Raw genomic sequence first — 16,417 nt, forward strand, 5'->3', positions numbered from 1 at the left:
GTGATTCCTTGTCGGATGGGTATCTTTTATGTAGCTAACATCTCTTTTATTGCATCTCATAATGGTTAAAATTCTATTTAATGAAATTTATTACTCTTTCGACTAATAATTCTGGTAAATCAAAAGGTATAATATGAGCAGAATTAACTTTCAATTCTTGATAATTTTTTATATTCTCTCTAAAAATTTCACTTGAGTTGAACACATCATTATAATCAAGCGATCCTATCATATGAAAAACTTCTTTTTCAAGCTCTCCAAGAGATACATTAACAGGAGGTTCCAAAAACTTTGACATTTTATAATTTACTCCATTGAGAAGATTGTGTTTTGTTATTTCTTTGAACAACACAACTTTGTCCGAAGAAAGACTATCCTCTTCTCTATTTTCACCCAATAACCACATTTTAGTCCATATTCTTGAAGCTTCTTCTACGTCACCTGAATATAACGCTGACTGAAAATTTTTCATTCGTTCTACTTTTTTCTGATCTTCATCTACACCAAACAATCCTGTTGAAATTATAAAAATCTTATCAACTTTTGAAGGATATTTAATAGCATATTCTAATGCAGTGTGCCCTCCAGCTGAAAGCCCAATTAGATTCACTTTGCTCAATTCAAGCTCGTTAATCAAGCAATCTAAATCCTCGAATAAACTATATTCTGAATCATCTTGCTCTGTTTCACCTGAATATCTAAAGTCAAGCTGAATAACTTTATATTTCTGTGATAAACTTTCTTCCACCTTACTCCAAATTCTCAAATCTGCAAACGCTGAATTCAATAGAATAATAGGTTTTCCCTCTCCATTAATTTTATAGTGTAGTTTTAGTCCATTCTTTTCCAAAAAAAATTTGTCGTTTTTCATCTTATATCTTCTCCTTAATAAATTTACATTAACTCGCATTTTACTTATTTTAGAATAAAAAAAAGGACATCTAGTATGTCCTATTTATATAATTCATTCATTTTTTTTATATTTTCTCTTACTTTACTTATTAGTGATGAGGGTTCCAGGACTTCTACTTGATCCCCAAAAGAAAGAATCATTGATAATAACCACAAATCACATCTGAGATATGTCGTTACAATAATATACTCCTCATTCATTTCACTTATCTCATCAACATTAAAAATGTCTACTACTCTCGAATAAGTTTTCTTATTAAAACGTAATACTTTTTTCACACTATCTTGATTTCTTGTCTCTTCATCATCAACAATACTAGAGTCTCTCTTAACGAAATGTTGAACTGTTTTCTCGATTTCCTTTATCCTATTAACTTTAAAATTCCGCAAATCATTTTTACTCAAGCAATAGGCGTTAACATACCATCTACCATTCTTCATTTTCATCTCATAAGGTTCTATATTTCTAATAGATGATATCCCTTCTAAATTATAATACTCAATTTTCACAATTGATTTATCTTTAATTGCGTCCGAAAGAATATTTACTTTCTTTGATACTGTTTCATCATGATTCCATGGAGAAAGATCAACCTTCATTTGAATTTGTTCATTATTAGGACTTGAATCTAATGCATACTCAAATTTCTCCCATAAATTTTCTAATTGCTTATTATCGTAAATCGCCCTTAGCCCATCTAACATCGAATTCAAAATACCTACTTCAAAATTTGATAATAGTTTAGTATCTAATTTATATGAGTCTAATATTCCATATCCACCCTTCATTCCTTTCTCTGAAAAGACCGGGATTCCCGCCATATTTAACGTTTCTATATCTCTTTGAATAGTTTTAACTGAAACTTCATTTTTCTCTGCTAAATCTTTTGCTGATACAAGATCTTTATTAAGCAGTGTTGTTATAATTGATAATAATCTATAAATTTTCAAAGTTGCTCCTTTCTAAATTTTCACAAACTGTTTAATCATAAAAGTCTAATATATTTATCTCTCTATTCTTACTTAATCTTTTTATACATCTAGTGCTTTAGAAAAGGATGCTGATCTGCCTGAACATCTCTCGTAACTTCAATTGTGCTCCGTCTTTATTATGTTTGTTATTTCATAATTACAATAATAAATCCCAAAAATTTTATCATTCTTTACTCACATTAAGTGAACTATACACTCATGTTTTGATTTATGCATTGCTGAGTCATTTGGTAATGGAGTTATAACATCTAGAAAATATTCATTAAACCTATCTTTATTAAGATCAAGTAGATCGCTCAGACAAAGCATTAAAGCTATGAATCTCGGATGGCAATAATCATTCACTATACCATTTGGTGTGTGTTGAAGTTATAAAATCTTATGATAGTCCATTTGGTGTATTGCGCATATACGTGATAGCTTGACAAACGCTGTAAAACCAACTATTTCGACGTATATTTGTTTTGTAGCAGAACAATCGTCTCCACATGTGTTGGGTGATAAGTGGGAAAATGATTCTACACCCTTCTTCAAAAACCCTTTTTCTTTATCTGAATCATCATCTTTTCCCATAGTAATCGTCGATTTTGGACCGGTCTTAAATACGAATGTCAATTGATGAGGGTCTTTTTGACCTTTATCATCCACTCCACCGAGTAAAATCTTCTCGACAATAGATTCAAAGACATCAGCATCAAACTTTTTAAGGGGTTTGTTGGCATCAAAGTACTTCCTAAAGCTTTTAAGCCTTATTTTCATTTCCTTTTCTTCACTAGCTGTCAAAGACAGTTCATTGGTTTCCTTGATTAGTCGTTCTTTCTCTTTATTTAGTTCTATAAACTTGTTTTCATAATTTTCTCGGTCAATGGCACCATCAATATGAAGATCTATAAGCTTCTTGATTTTATCTTCCACTTTGCTGAGTTCTTTATTTAGCGTTGATAGCTCTTTCTTGCTGGTACTCTCACTTAAAGTATTTTCAATGGTTGAAATAAACTCTTCTATGATCTCTCTGTTATGCTGGCACATTTCATTAAAGACTTTAACAAAAGCTTCTTCAATAACAGCTTCATGAATGCCTTTACTATCTGGACAATACTTCTTGCCATGTTTACTGGATTTTATGCAGTGCCACACCACTTTTTTATTCTTGGTGCCTGAGTTCCATGCTCTTCTGCCTACTGTTGTTTCGCAAAAGCCACATTCGATTTTACTGCTAAAGGTGTACTGCCTGCTATAGCGTTTCAAGCGTCCTTTTTCCATATTACAATTACGCTTGTTTCTAATGGCTTGGGCTTTTTCAAAGATTTCTTTACTGACGATTGGCTCATGGTGATCTTTGATGTAATATTTCTCTTCTTCACCCATATTATCAAGGCGCTGCTTGGTGATTGGATCAACGGTGAAAGTCTTACCTAGGAGTAAATCACCCATGTATTTTTCATTCTTTAAAATGCCTCTGATGGTACTGTCAGGCCAACTGGTGCTACCTCTTTTAGTCTTATAGCCTTTTTCTTTTAATTCATTTCCAATAAGACGGGCACCTTTGCCTTGATTATAACAATCAAATATATACCGAACGACTTCAGCTTCTTCTTCATTAATCACAAGCTCTTTGCTTTCTTTATCGTAATCGTATCCTAAACAGCCTTGAAAACCAACCAATTCACCACGCTTCATTTTCATCTTTAGTCCCATTTTTACATTGGTTGAAATACTTTCACTTTCCTGTTGGGCTATTGACGTTAAAACCGTCATAGCAACTTCACCTTGCATGGAAAAGGTATTGATATTTTCTTTTTCAAATAATACAGCAACATTATGCTTTTTTAATAGTCTGGTATATTCCAATACATCTTTTGTGTTTCTACCAAACCTAGAAATACTCTTGGTAATGACTAGATCAAACTCCCCCGCCATGGCATCACGTATCATCTCTTGAAAGCCAAGGCGTTTATCAATATTGGTGCCACTAATACCCGCATCAGAGTATATCTTTGCCAGTTCCCATTTGGGGTTTTCTTTGATCTTCTGCTCATAATAAGCCACTTGAGAATCATAACTAGCCATCTGCTCAGCCGAATCGGTACTTACTCTACAATAAGGTGCAACTCGTATTTTGGTGAGTTCTTTGCCCGATGCACGGTCAAATTTATTCTTTTTAGGTTTTATGACTTCTACTTCTTTCATGCCACCACTTCCTTTATATCTAATCCAATAGGTTTTTCAACTCCTGTGCAATTTCATCAATTGTGAACATAGCAGTATTCAATGCTTTTCTACCCGCTAAACTTGGACTGAATTTTTGGACCTCATCTTTTGTAATATCATGCCAAATTGGTAAAATTGTTTTTCCCTTAGTCATTTCAATTTGAAATAAACCATCAAGTTCATAATTAGTCCAACCTTTTCTAATAAAGTTTCTTGAAATTACTACAACACCATATCTAGAATTACTCAACCCCTTATCAATAACAGTTCGTAAACTATCTCCCCATTTTATGGAAAACTCATCATACCAAACATTCAATCCATATGTTTCGCTTAATACTCTAGCTAATTCTCGCACAAATACTTCTTTGTCCTCAGATGCATGAGAAATAAAGACATCATGCTCAGGAAATGATTCAGTTACACCTGACAAATTATTTTCAATACTTTCTCTATTGGTTGAAAGTGTAGATTCAATCTGACTTGTTAATGAATCAATTTTCGTTTCATACGACTTGAGCAGCCTATCTTGCTCTTGCTTTTCTTTCTTTTGAATATTCTGCTGCTCTTTATTCATTTTTTGATTCTCTGCCGCCAGTTTAGTTCTTTTATCCGCTATTTTCTTATTTATGTCAGCTTTTTTCTTGCTAATAGTAACTATCTCATTTTCATATCTCTGTATTTGAGATAGTTTAGACTTATAGACGATTGAGATTTCGTTTGGCGGATTTGTTTTTCCAAACTAGATATTTTTTTCTTTTTATCAGCTTCTTTTTTTAGTTCATCAGCCATCGTTTTTTCTAGCTTTAAAAGTTCTTTTTCATATCTTGCTATTGAACTCATTATTGTACTAACGCTCATCTTCACATCACCTCTAATCTATTATTTTTTGTGTGTCCATTCATGCTCTTCTAGATACACATCAAAATCATCTTTTTCAGGTGCATTTAGACGCTTTTGATTGAACTTCTCATATTCTTTTTCAGCAAGCTCCTTGGCTACTTCATGAGATATAGAACCTGCACCAGTAAGAATGTCTCGCTCGTTAAATTTTAGAAAGGCATTGAGTTTTTCTTCCCAATCCTTCATATGCATTGGGTTACGTCTTTCTGCCTGATCTTCAGCATAGTCTAGATACATGGTTACAATACGGTTTAGGGATTTTATTTCTTTTTCCGTCAAATAATTCTTGGCAACGGTAATATCCCCTTTACGCACTTTGTCACCCCTCCAAGTGGTAAGTCCCATATTGTCTTTTGAGGCATCTGCTCTTTGTTCTATGAGTTCTGCTGCTGTATGACCATGAATAGCAAAATGAAGCTTGTTTTTTGCACCGTTGCAAAGAACTTTTTAGCTTCTTCTGATTTTCCATCATAATCTATCGACAAGGCATAAATATCCGTGATTTTCTTATAAAATCTTTTTTCCGAGGCTCTAATATCACGAATACGTTCTAAAAGCTCATCAAAGTAATCATCACCAATGTTACGCATACCCTTAAGACGTTCATCATCCATGGTAAAGCCTTTGACTAAGTACTCATTTAATCGTTCTGTCGCCCATCGTCTGAATTGTGTACCTCTGCTAGAACGTACACGGTAGCCAACAGCAATGATTAATTCTAGGTTGTAAAAACGTACTGTTCTTTCAACCTCTCTATTTCCCTCAGTTTGAACTATTCGGTTTTCCCGAATAGTTCGATTTTCTTCAAGTTCACCTTCTGCATAAATGTTTTTTATATGCTCATTAATGGTATTAACACCTTTTTGATAGAGCTCTGCAATTGCCTTCTGTGTCATCCATACGGTTTCATTTTCAAGTCTTACATCTATTTTTGTTTTTCCATCTTCTGTCTGATATATGAGTAAATTTTTTTTATGTTCCAATGTAACCCTCCTTCTCCATATGTAGCTTCAAATTCGTCAGACACTGTCTGACGTTTTTAAGTGAACTATCCGGTAATTCCGGATAGTTCGTTACTTATGTTCCCAATTATCATTTTAATTTTATCACAGTAGATAATTAAGTGCCACTTAAACATCGTTTCATTTTGTATTTTCTTTCCAACTCAGCTTTGATCTTGATGAATTCTTTTTCTGAAATCATCTTTTCATCAAGCAGGCTGGAAAGCATGGCTAACTGTATTGTAAACTTCATTAAGTTTTCCATCTGACCCTCCTGCTTGATCTTCTTTTCATATTATTTTATGTTCTTAAGAGCCTCCTGTAGCTCTTCTAATTCTTTGGTGTATTTTGTCAGATTCACCAATTTAATTTTCCCTTGATGACATAACATCACCAAATGATTTATCTCACCCCCAATCTTTGATAGCCTTACATTTATTTCATACAAATCATACTGGATTATTTCTTTGTTCAAAGCTTTATCAAGGATATAATTCGTTAATGATTTACACTCACTCTTAGCTGCTAACTTAATAATTTTTGATCTATCTTTTTCTGTTACACGTATATTGATTTGCTTGTTTCGCTGTCTCATAATGTTTCTCCTGCAAACGGGTGTGGGCTTGCCCACTTTTATAAACTTTGGCTGTACAAAGTGGAAGCTTGCCCCTGTTAAAACAGGGTAAATAAATCCTCGGGCTTTTCCTACTGTCCAGTTACAAACTAGACGCTTTCGGATTTATTCTGGGATATTGAAGGTGAAAGCATTATGACTTCGTCAGTAAATAATAAACTGTACTTTTGGACCACTTTTCACCGGTATATGCTGTCATTTTATCTGCAATTTCCTGATAAGATAATTGATTGCAATGATACATTTTAAGAAGCCTGATATGTTCACCAGATGCTCTTGATTTTCGTCCAAAATGATCTGGACGTGCCTTTAATTGGTCATTTTCATCAAGCAATGATTTAATATTCTCTTCCAATATCTTCACTGCATCTTCAAGTTGTTTTATGGACTTTTCCTTGATTTGAAGCTTGTGTTCAAGTACTTGGATCTCTTCCTTTGCATTTTTAAGCTCTTCTTTTACTTCTTCTACACCAAATAATTTTCCTAACATGTCTTCACCTTCCTTTCAAGGGTGCAAGCGTGCAAAGGTTATAAGCATTGCCCCCTTGCACTCTTGATTTTATAACTGCCATTTCCATCCTTCCTTTGTCTTGATTGATTTTACTTCAAGATTCTTTTTAGCTGTTTTCAGTGTTCTTTGAGAAATCTGCTTCTCTTTTGCCCTTTCTACAACATAATCACTGGCTTTAGCACCATCATCAAGAACTTCTTTAATTAGCTTTTCTGCTCGCTTTAGAACACTTTCCGTTGAACTACCACCAAGCAACTCATCCAGATCAATGTCATATTGTCCTATCCACTTAAAGCCATTTTCTTCATCCAACTTAAAGGCAATTTTTTTACCTTCAGGTGCTAAGCTTGATTTGATCTGAGCCATTACTCGAATCGATGGGTCTGCTCTTACACGCGCTACTAAGAGAACACTTCTAGCGGCAGCTGTAATGTCAATAGAACCCAATCCACGATAAAGCCCTTTGATACCACCTGCCTTATTCATATGACCAATAATGACGATTGCACAGCCTGTCCTCTCCGCAACACTAGAAAGATTTTTGAAAATGGGTCTGATTTCATTTGCCCTATGCATATCTACACCAGAACCTAAATAAGCCTGTAAGGGATCAATTATGAGTAGCTGGGCATTCGTCTCCATAATGGCTTCTTCAATCCTTTTATCTGATAAAGTCAGCTCCTTATGACTTTTATCAATAACGATTACCTTGGTACAATCAGCACCTGCTACCAATAATCTTGGTTTAATGGTGTCACTTAAGCCATCTTCTGCTGTCTGATAAATAACATTGCTACATTCTAACGCCTCCTCACTTAAATGCAACACATCACCAGTCGTCATTGCTGATGCGATTGCCAAAATCATGGTAGTCTTACCCTCTCCGGGATCACCTTGAATAATGGTGATTTTTCCGATGGGAATATAAGGCTTCCATAACCATTTCACTTCTGTTACCTCAACATCACTCATGTTGATGAGTTTTAGTCCATTTTCATGTTCCATTCTGTTTACCTCCTTTTTGTCCCTATACTTATAAGCCGATTTTTCGAGGGGGTTGGTCTATTCATTTTGCATTTTAATTCTTGTCCCTTATTAGCCGAAAAATCATAGGGAGTGTACCAAAAAAAAGTATAAAAAAATCCCCCTATCTATAAGCCGAAAATAGATAGGGGGGTGCCGAAAATATTTTGATTTTATTCTCCGTTAAAATAATCTGTGTCAATTTTTTTAATCAAATAGGTATTTTCTACCGAAACACCAAGATCGTGTTCAACCATAAGTGCGGCTAAAGATTTGCCATCAATTAAGACAATTTTACAAGCATGTTGCTTGCTTACATATTCTTTAGCTTCTTTCGTAAAACTTGCTGTTGTTATAAAAGCACCTTTTGATGCACCTTGTCCGGTAAGTGCACCAACAAACTTTTGCAGTTCAGGTCTTCCAACTGTCTTTTCAGTATCCCAGCGCTTCGCTTGTATATAAATCTTGTCAAAACCTAATTTATCTTCTTTAATAACGCCATCAATGCCTTCATCTCCAGACTTTCCAAGAACTTGGCTATTTTCAATCTTACTACCACCATAGCCCATAGAAACTAACAAATCCACCACAAGTTTTTCAAAAAAGTCCGGTGATTGGTTCATAACTTCTGTTAATAGATCATCTGCCAATGTATTAGAAATTGTCTTATAAGCTCTATCCAGCAAATCTTGTGGTGACTCGTCACTACCGATATCTGAAATATCATTGTCAAGAAGGGTATTTTCCGAAGTATTGTTTATGAAGTCTTGAAAACCTTCAAACTTCTTGAGATAATTTTGATCCACAACCTCTGGATTCTCGGTCAGTACTTTCTGTCCAAGTTCAGTAATTCTAAAACTGGCTCTAGCAGGTGATTCAATCACTTTAGCTTTTTTCAGGTAAGTCAGTGCCCAGCCTATTCTGTTTTTATAAACCAATTGTTTACCACTTGGCAGCCACTCTTCAAGTTCTTCCTCAGTTAATTGAAACTGCATTGCTAAAACCTTATACATGTCCACACGCTTATGGACTTGATTATCTTTCAATAATTCCAATACTGGTTTCATAAATTCATGATATTTTGGTATTGCCACAGTTTTCTCGCCTCCTAAACTTTATTCTTTTTAAGCGATTTCAATAGATTAATTCTCTAATAATCGTCCTATAGCATTAACTCACTTAATCTCATATATTTCAGTTTAGTAATCCAGCAAATGCTTAATCAACGCTTCTTCCAGTCCCTTTTTCTTACAAAAGTCATATAGAGCTTTTTTTGCAATCATGTTAGGACTGTTCTTGCCATTTTCCCACCGGTTAACCGTCGCAAAGCTAACGTGAAGCTCTCTAGCTAGTTGTTCCTGACTCATGTTTAGTTTGGTTCTAATCTCTTTTACTGTTTGGTCAAAATCCATTCCATACACCTCCAGTATAACAGTAATGACATTTGAAAATCTTTACCGTTGCATCATTTCTTGACTCAGTGTTCTTGCCGAACCTATTTGATTTTCGAACATCAGATCCCACACATCAAGACATTTCGCAGATATTTCTTTGTGTTCATATTGTTGGCTACTAGATACCTCATCATATAAACCTATTATCAGTTTTGAAACTGAATCATCAATTTCCCATGTTCTTTCTTCAGAACTAATATCTCCTGTAATTAAACTCTGACTCATCGTGAATATGATGTTTTTAAAGGCTATTAGCGATCGAGATTCTTCTTCAAGATAATGTAAAAAGGCATGGACTGTTCTGCGACTTAATTTTGAGTTCATTATTTGTATTAAAAATTCTTCATCCCTTTCCAGATTGATTAAATCATCATAAAACAACCTAGAAACAGGCATTTCTAAGTCTAATTCACTATTTCGAAATCTATAAATAATATCTTTAGCCAATTCGTTGTATTCGTCTTTGTTAAAATACAACATTACCATCATCAATATTTCTTCCGCTTGCTTCATACTCATCGTATCTACATCAGACATCTCAGCTACAAATTCATTTTTTAGAATATACATTTCTGCCAAACAATGTGCTCCCATTTTTACTAAATCTTCATTATAAGAATTATAGCATTTTTCTATAACTCTTATAATGCGCTCTCTGTATTTTGAGTATAATAAGAAAAACATGTTCTTCATTCCATGGAAACCAGCAAATCTATAATCATCTTCAATAAGTTTAAGAATTTTTTCAGCTGCCCAATCTCTTTCGATATTATAAACTGGCCAGAGAATAAACATTGAAGAAAGTTTTACAGCTGGATTATCATCATTAATAATGTGCTCTATGGTATCTTTAAATTGCTGAAAATAACTTGAATCATCCCATAATAATGCTCCTATCGCTTCTGCTGCTTGCCCCCTTACACAGTTAATTGCATTACTAAAGAGCATATTGATGCTTTTCATTTCTTTATCATCTGCGTTAGTGACATTTGGTTTTTCGCCTTCAGGATTATGATGATTAACTGCTATATCAAGAAGTACATCTATAATTTCTTGAGACCATAATATATGCCTTTTCTTTTCTATTATTGTGCAGATTGAGCTGGTTCTATAAGAATCATAACTGCTTGGATGTCTTAATATAGCCTTTTCAATTAAAAATTGATCAACATTAGTTAAAGAGTTACTATGAGCGATTCCACTAAATAAAGCATCAATAAAAATATCATCAATACTTTCTTCCATTGATAACACTAATCTCAACATATTCTCAGGATTTTCTGATACCGAAGAATTAAAACTTCTCGAAAATGCTTCACGAGAATTTTCGATGATACCACCAGGAACATCCTTCCAACTCGACTCTTTTCTATTTTTTAACTTTCTACTAAGCAGTATTTCTTTCCAATTATTATCAGACAATTTCTTACCAGAAACCGGCGAGTTGATTGAACCTCCACCACCAGAAGAATAATAATACATTCTTGATCCTTTAATAAATTTACGTTCTAAAACCTGTAGTAATTGTTTAGATTGATTACTTAATCTGTCAATTGGTAGAGCCCTAAGCAGTTCATATTGTAAATCACCCCAAAAACTCCAATAGACAGTATGTTCATTGTTTTGCTTATTAAACTCCACTCGTCTCATGTAAATATCTTTTGCTCTAGGAGATACATAATTAATAATCTGCTGTTCTAATTCTAAGAACGTTTCCTTTGTACAAATCTCTCCATGCTTACTAATCACTTTTTTAACTAAATTTAACTCGTCACCGTTACCACTGGTTTTATCAAGTATAATTTTGTTAAAATCATTAGATATAAAAGGAATTATACAATCACTATAAGACGTGGGGAATTTTACAAATGCATCTAATAAAACTTCATTCAAAAGGTCATTATTACAACCTTCGAAACTTCTAAAAAAGTTCCAAACTAATTCAGGATTCGATGTAATAACAGCTGCATTTGCCTTTTTTATTATATTAATGCAGACCCTCTCAATACTATTTTTGTAATACCTCCCTGACCATTCACTAAATGAATGAATTTCTTCTGAAGTTATTGGCAGATATGGTATTAGTAATTTGAGAACCTGTTCACCATTTTGAATTAGGAATTCAGTATCATCATGTAAAAACTCATTTTCATATCTATGAATCATTTTCTCTCTATTTTTTATCTTATTCTCTAATAAAAATGCAAAATATCTAATCGTTCTCAGTTCACAATTTTTTAACATGGATTTAAAATCAATATAGTTATCCGTAAACTTAGGATATTTTTGATAAAACTGCATCCTTAATTCAAACATTTCATCACTGTCTTCATTAATATCTCGATAAAAGCACTGAGCAAATCTATTAGCATCTTCTTCATTGTTAAACGCATATTTTTTTATGAATTCTACATCTTCCGAGTCATAATTAGGCCGAATACTTGTTAATAAATTTAACACAGTATCCTTCTTTTCAGCATCATTAAACCATCTGTCTAATACACCGAATTCCTCAATACTCTATAGAACACAACTCTTGAATATATAACGTTATTAAGAAGGTGGCTACTCCAAATTTTGTTTTCGCAGTTTTCGATTATAAAACTATAAATATTAGAATCAATTACTTCAATTTGATTAAGTACCTCAAAAAATACAAATTTATTACTAAACCGAATAGTCTCACTTTCAAGAAGTAATAGACCTGCATTAAGAAAATCTTGACTTTCATATTCACTTAAATTTTGCATCAACATTTGAAGTTGATATCTTTTCCCCGGTGTTTGCTTTTCTCTACTTCCTATTATATCTACGATGCTTTGACCAGAATAATATTGTAGAAGCATTTTATTAGATAACAAACAATCCAACACCGATTGATGGGAAAATGAAACTTTATCATCCTGTATGATTAAAAAACCATTCGATGACAAATATTCAAGATCAGAAATATTTGAAGAAATGATATTAACTGGGATACAGATTCTACCTAGTTTATCAAACTGATCTACAAGGTTTTCCTTCGTTTTAGTTAAGTCACTTTCACTATAACCTAAATTAAAGTAATTCTTTGATAGTTGCTCCCACCATCTGTGTACTAAATGATTTGTAGTTGAACATTCATTATACTCATTTCTTTGATCTAAATGTTGCCAAATATAAAGGTTACTAGGGCTTTTTAAAAGTTCTCTTAGCTTACCAGTTAAGCCTAAATATTTTTCACCTACGACATCTTTTACTTGTTCATCATCCAGTTCACCAATATAGACCTTTTGCCATTCTAGTTCATTCTGTCCATTGCTATTAAACTTAAAAATTCCTTTTATGTTATTATCGTTCTCTAAATCATATGTTCTGGATACAAAAACCACAGAAATATTATGTGTTCTTTCAAGATTCAGTATTTTCACTTGTTCAATGATTTGAGAACATACAAGTAAAGCATCTCGCGAATGAGCCTGCGTCCATCGTAATGCATCTAACTGATCAAGTATAATTACAGCCTTTTCATTTTTAGCTATACTATGGATACAGTGAACAATAGAAGATGGTAAACCTAAATCTATGCCCCATCTCTCTGCTGTACCAGAAGGGATTCGTTTATCAAGTTTAATAGCAAGATATCTAATACCTTCCTCTTCGCAATAATTTATAATATTTTCTGTACAACCAGTCTTTCCTCTACCTGCCTTTCCATGAATAATCAAAGATTTCCCTATCTTTATAGCTTTCCTACATTCCTCAAATTCTTCACGGATTATCATTCCATTATTTAAGGGTTGAAAAAGCCTCTTATATTCTCTATTCAATTCCATTATTCGTGGAACAATTTTATTATCTAGAGCTAAGTTTTTAAACTTGATTTCATTATTATCAAAAAAGTGATATAAAATGGAAAGATTGATGTTCTTACCGAGTATATCTCCATCAACAATCCAAGAAACTAAAGAGTTATACACATCCTTAGAGTTACCTAAAAACAAATAATCCATCTTTGACAATATTGTCTCTCTAAGCTCATAATCAGAAAACTGACGATATCTAATCCTCTTTAAATAGCCTTTTAAGCGTATTAAATCATGCTCAGATTTATGATTAATTTCCATCACTCTACAAATATTATTAGTGAATGAAACAAATTCTTTGCTCGCTGGCTTAATTTGATGCTCATAAAAGTCACGACCATTATTATTAGACTTAACTGCCCTATCAATTAAATCTTCAAGGAATGTAAACGCTAATGGTGAAGCTAATGAAACGAGAGTAGATGGATCTCGGTCCAATTGTAACTTCCAATTGGTAAATATGTTCTTTGCATTAGCAGTTCCAAAATCCCAATATTCTTTACTTCCATTTCTCCCCTTACATTGAATGCCTTCTTGGGTTCCATCTTTTTGTCCAATCCACAGATCAACACCTTGCTCCTCATCACCAATTGCTTCAAGAATAATATAATCAATTTTCTCTTCCAGCAACTTTAACATATGGTAAACAACAACTCTAATTTCGAACCTATTTCCACTTTTATCCGCTCTTCCACTTTTTTCATACGGCATCATTTCACCTCCAGCTCGTCACTTTATATTATAACAAATGTTATAATATATTCATACGATAATTTGAAAATTATTCCAAAGAAAAATCCACCGATATTTCACCAGTGGATTCACATTTATTATTCAGTTTCTTATATCCCTACATTTCACATCCAAAAGCCAAGCCTTACCACAATTTCATCTTTCAGTTCTTTATTGCGATAATTTGCTATATCTGTCCTAAACATAAAAAGCTTGGTTTTTAGCGGTATCTGAGCAAATACGATTAGTCTTTTTTGTATAGTGCTACTATAGTCTCCACATGCCTTGAGTAGACAATAATGATGTCGTCAAGACCTAGTTGTACCTTGGCGGCAAGGTACCTTTCTGTAAAACATCCCTAAGAATTCTTAAATTTAAAGAATTCCGCTCCGTAATCGAATATAACATATTCACGATTATATTCTTACTGTATTGAATTCATTAACTCATAAAAATATTCAGATTCGTGAGTCGCATAGAGCTTATACCATGCATCTAATGTCTTTTGCGAAAACACATCCAAAGCTTTCAAAACATGCAAAGCAAATTCCAATGGAGCTACCCCCGAAGCAGTGATTAATTTTCCATCAGTAACAGCAGGCTCATTTTTGTAATACTTTTCACCTTTATAATCGGAACACACCATTTTAAGGTATCCCAAATCATTACTTTTATGCCATCTTGAGTGTAGAAGGTTATTTTGAGCAAGTGCTATTGTCGCACCGCATATCGCTGCTACAATAATATTCTTCTCGATACATTGTTTAGCTAAACTTAATATTGGTTGATGAATTGTTTCCATCCACGTTTCACCACCAGGTAAAATCAAAGCATCCGTTTCTTTTATGTTGCATTCTTTCAAATCGATATCAGGTAGTATTCTCAACCCACCCATTGTAGTAATATAATTCTTTTCAACTCCTAAAGTTACTACTTTAACTCGTGATATATCCTTCCTAAAATACCTCCCTGAGTTTAACTCTGCGGTCAAAAATCCAATCTCCCAATCTGCCATTGTATCAAATACATAAACAAATACGGTTCTGTTCACAGTAAATTCCTCCTTCTTCTTATGTGCTATGTTTATCTTACAATGAAGATTATATAACAACTTCCCTGACAGTTACTGTCAGGGAAGTTGTTATACTTGATAATATTCCATTAACTCTAATGCTATTGTATATAGTTTTTCTTTACAACTCTTTGGTTCAATTACTTGAATAGCCTTACCATAGGGTAGAAGAAAGTGAGCAACATACTCATGAATAGCATCGCTATCTATTAAAAATACTGCTTGGTTTAAAGTCCTCTCCTTCAAATGATAAGACATAAACCAATGATTGCATAAATCATCTAACGCCTCTGCTCTTCCTCTTATGACTAATGGACGAATGCCGGTATTATTGTTCATACTAGGCATAAGACTTCTTAAAAAAAACTCTTTTGCTGAAAAATCTTTCGGACGAACAAATACTCTTTCTGTGTGGGTCATTTTAATAATTCGTTCCACTCTGAAATTTCTAATTTCATCTCTTAAATGACAAAATCCGATAATATACCATTTGCTACACCAATACAATATCCCATAGGGATCAATTACTCTTGAGCGATGTTTCTCTTCACTTTTAGTCCGGTACTCAATTTCAATAGATTGTTCGTTAGCAATTGAAATCGTTAGCTCCTCTAGCAGAGATTTAAGACTTGGGACAATATGTTGCTTTGCAACTTCAAAACCTATTATATGGCGATTAAGAATACTCTCCTGTTCCTGAGTTGAATACAATCTTAATTTTTCAATTGCACTACTTAGAACATCACTAAACGGATAGCCTGAGTCCTTTGCATGAGTAGTTGCATAGAGAAGTGCTTTTTTTTCTTCAATATCAAAAATCAAAGGTGCTTGATGATAATCATTTATCAAAGAATACCCACCATTATGACCGGAATCTGAAATAATTGGTACGCCACTTGCGCTAAGAGAATCAATGTAACGGTAAACGGTTCGTATATTAAGTTCCAATTTTTCAGCAATCTGCTTAGCTGTTATCTTTTTACTTGAATTCAGCATCCATAAAATCGCCAGCATATTATCATTTTTGGGCATTGAGAAATTTCCTCCCCTTATTAGTGCACTTTGAATCAAGAACAAAACTTGGTATCGTTTATTGAATTGCAATGTCATCTATGTTTTTGCCCCT

General features: G+C 33.5%; 18 protein-coding genes. All 18 read right to left on the reverse strand.

Annotated elements, in window-relative coordinates; all coding sequences use genetic code 11:
• Positions 1-73: 73 nt before the first annotated feature.
• The 18 genes from AACQ14_RS06050 to AACQ14_RS06130 all read right to left on the reverse strand — a co-directional run bounded on the left by AACQ14_RS06050 (position 74) and on the right by AACQ14_RS06130 (position 16,323).
• Entirely contained in the window at positions 74-871 is a 798-nt protein-coding gene (locus AACQ14_RS06050) for an alpha/beta hydrolase (protein ID WP_339362684.1), read from the reverse strand.
• 80 nt (positions 872-951) lie between these two features.
• A complete protein-coding gene (locus AACQ14_RS06055) occupies positions 952-1,863 on the reverse strand; it encodes a helix-turn-helix transcriptional regulator (RefSeq protein ID WP_339362685.1) in 912 nt (303 codons plus the stop codon).
• Between the two features lie 216 nt (positions 1,864-2,079).
• Positions 2,080-2,250, reverse strand: a complete 171-nt coding sequence (locus tag AACQ14_RS24900; RefSeq protein WP_423247986.1) for an HD domain-containing protein — start codon at positions 2,248-2,250, stop codon at positions 2,080-2,082.
• Positions 2,251-2,274: 24 nt separating this feature from the next.
• Complete coding sequence (locus tag AACQ14_RS06060) at positions 2,275-4,095, reverse strand: recombinase family protein (RefSeq protein ID WP_339362686.1); 1,821 nt, start codon at positions 4,093-4,095, stop codon at positions 2,275-2,277.
• A gap of 19 nt (positions 4,096-4,114) precedes the next feature.
• The gene (locus AACQ14_RS06065; protein WP_339362687.1) at positions 4,115-4,693 is read right to left on the reverse strand and encodes a toll/interleukin-1 receptor domain-containing protein; all 579 of its coding nucleotides are present in this window, start codon (positions 4,691-4,693) and stop codon (positions 4,115-4,117) included.
• 80 nt (positions 4,694-4,773) lie between these two features.
• Positions 4,774-4,977, reverse strand: a complete 204-nt coding sequence (locus AACQ14_RS06070; RefSeq protein WP_339362688.1) for a hypothetical protein — start codon at positions 4,975-4,977, stop codon at positions 4,774-4,776.
• A gap of 21 nt (positions 4,978-4,998) precedes the next feature.
• Positions 4,999-5,424, reverse strand: a complete 426-nt coding sequence (gene rhuM, locus AACQ14_RS06075) for a RhuM family protein (protein ID WP_339362725.1) — start codon at positions 5,422-5,424, stop codon at positions 4,999-5,001.
• Complete coding sequence (locus AACQ14_RS06080; protein ID WP_339362689.1) at positions 5,394-6,002, reverse strand: virulence RhuM family protein; 609 nt, start codon at positions 6,000-6,002, stop codon at positions 5,394-5,396. Before AACQ14_RS06080 ends, rhuM begins: the two co-directional genes overlap by 31 nt.
• Positions 6,003-6,138: 136 nt before the next feature.
• Positions 6,139-6,285: an SHOCT domain-containing protein gene (locus AACQ14_RS06085; RefSeq protein WP_339362690.1), complete on the reverse strand. Its 147-nt coding sequence runs from the start codon at positions 6,283-6,285 to the stop codon at positions 6,139-6,141.
• A gap of 30 nt (positions 6,286-6,315) precedes the next feature.
• Complete coding sequence (locus tag AACQ14_RS06090) at positions 6,316-6,615, reverse strand: plasmid mobilization protein (protein ID WP_339362691.1); 300 nt, start codon at positions 6,613-6,615, stop codon at positions 6,316-6,318.
• A 172-nt stretch (positions 6,616-6,787) separates the two neighbouring features.
• Positions 6,788-7,144 carry a hypothetical protein gene (locus AACQ14_RS06095; protein WP_339362692.1) on the reverse strand — a complete coding sequence of 119 codons (357 nt, stop codon included), beginning with the start codon at positions 7,142-7,144 and terminating at the stop codon, positions 6,788-6,790.
• A gap of 69 nt (positions 7,145-7,213) precedes the next feature.
• A complete protein-coding gene (locus AACQ14_RS06100; RefSeq protein ID WP_339362693.1) occupies positions 7,214-8,170 on the reverse strand; it encodes an AAA family ATPase in 957 nt (318 codons plus the stop codon).
• 191 nt (positions 8,171-8,361) lie between these two features.
• Positions 8,362-9,282 (reverse strand): restriction endonuclease, encoded by a 921-nt coding sequence (locus AACQ14_RS06105; protein ID WP_339362694.1) that lies wholly within the window; start codon positions 9,280-9,282, stop codon positions 8,362-8,364.
• Positions 9,283-9,387: 105 nt separating this feature from the next.
• Complete coding sequence (locus tag AACQ14_RS06110; RefSeq protein ID WP_339362695.1) at positions 9,388-9,600, reverse strand: helix-turn-helix domain-containing protein; 213 nt, start codon at positions 9,598-9,600, stop codon at positions 9,388-9,390.
• 42 nt (positions 9,601-9,642) lie between these two features.
• Positions 9,643-12,102 carry a hypothetical protein gene (locus AACQ14_RS06115; protein WP_339362696.1) on the reverse strand — a complete coding sequence of 820 codons (2,460 nt, stop codon included), beginning with the start codon at positions 12,100-12,102 and terminating at the stop codon, positions 9,643-9,645.
• A 35-nt stretch (positions 12,103-12,137) separates the two neighbouring features.
• Positions 12,138-14,198, reverse strand: coding sequence for an NACHT domain-containing protein (locus AACQ14_RS06120; protein ID WP_339362697.1), 2,061 nt, complete (start codon positions 14,196-14,198; stop codon positions 12,138-12,140).
• Between the two features lie 445 nt (positions 14,199-14,643).
• A complete protein-coding gene (locus AACQ14_RS06125; RefSeq protein ID WP_339362698.1) occupies positions 14,644-15,270 on the reverse strand; it encodes a type 1 glutamine amidotransferase family protein in 627 nt (208 codons plus the stop codon).
• Positions 15,271-15,360: 90 nt separating this feature from the next.
• Positions 15,361-16,323, reverse strand: a complete 963-nt coding sequence (locus AACQ14_RS06130) for a helix-turn-helix transcriptional regulator (protein ID WP_339362699.1) — start codon at positions 16,321-16,323, stop codon at positions 15,361-15,363.
• Positions 16,324-16,417: the final 94 nt, after the last annotated feature.

It is taken from the genome of Vallitalea maricola, from assembly GCF_036985595.1.
GTDB lineage: Bacteria > Bacillota > Clostridia > Lachnospirales > Vallitaleaceae > Vallitalea > Vallitalea maricola.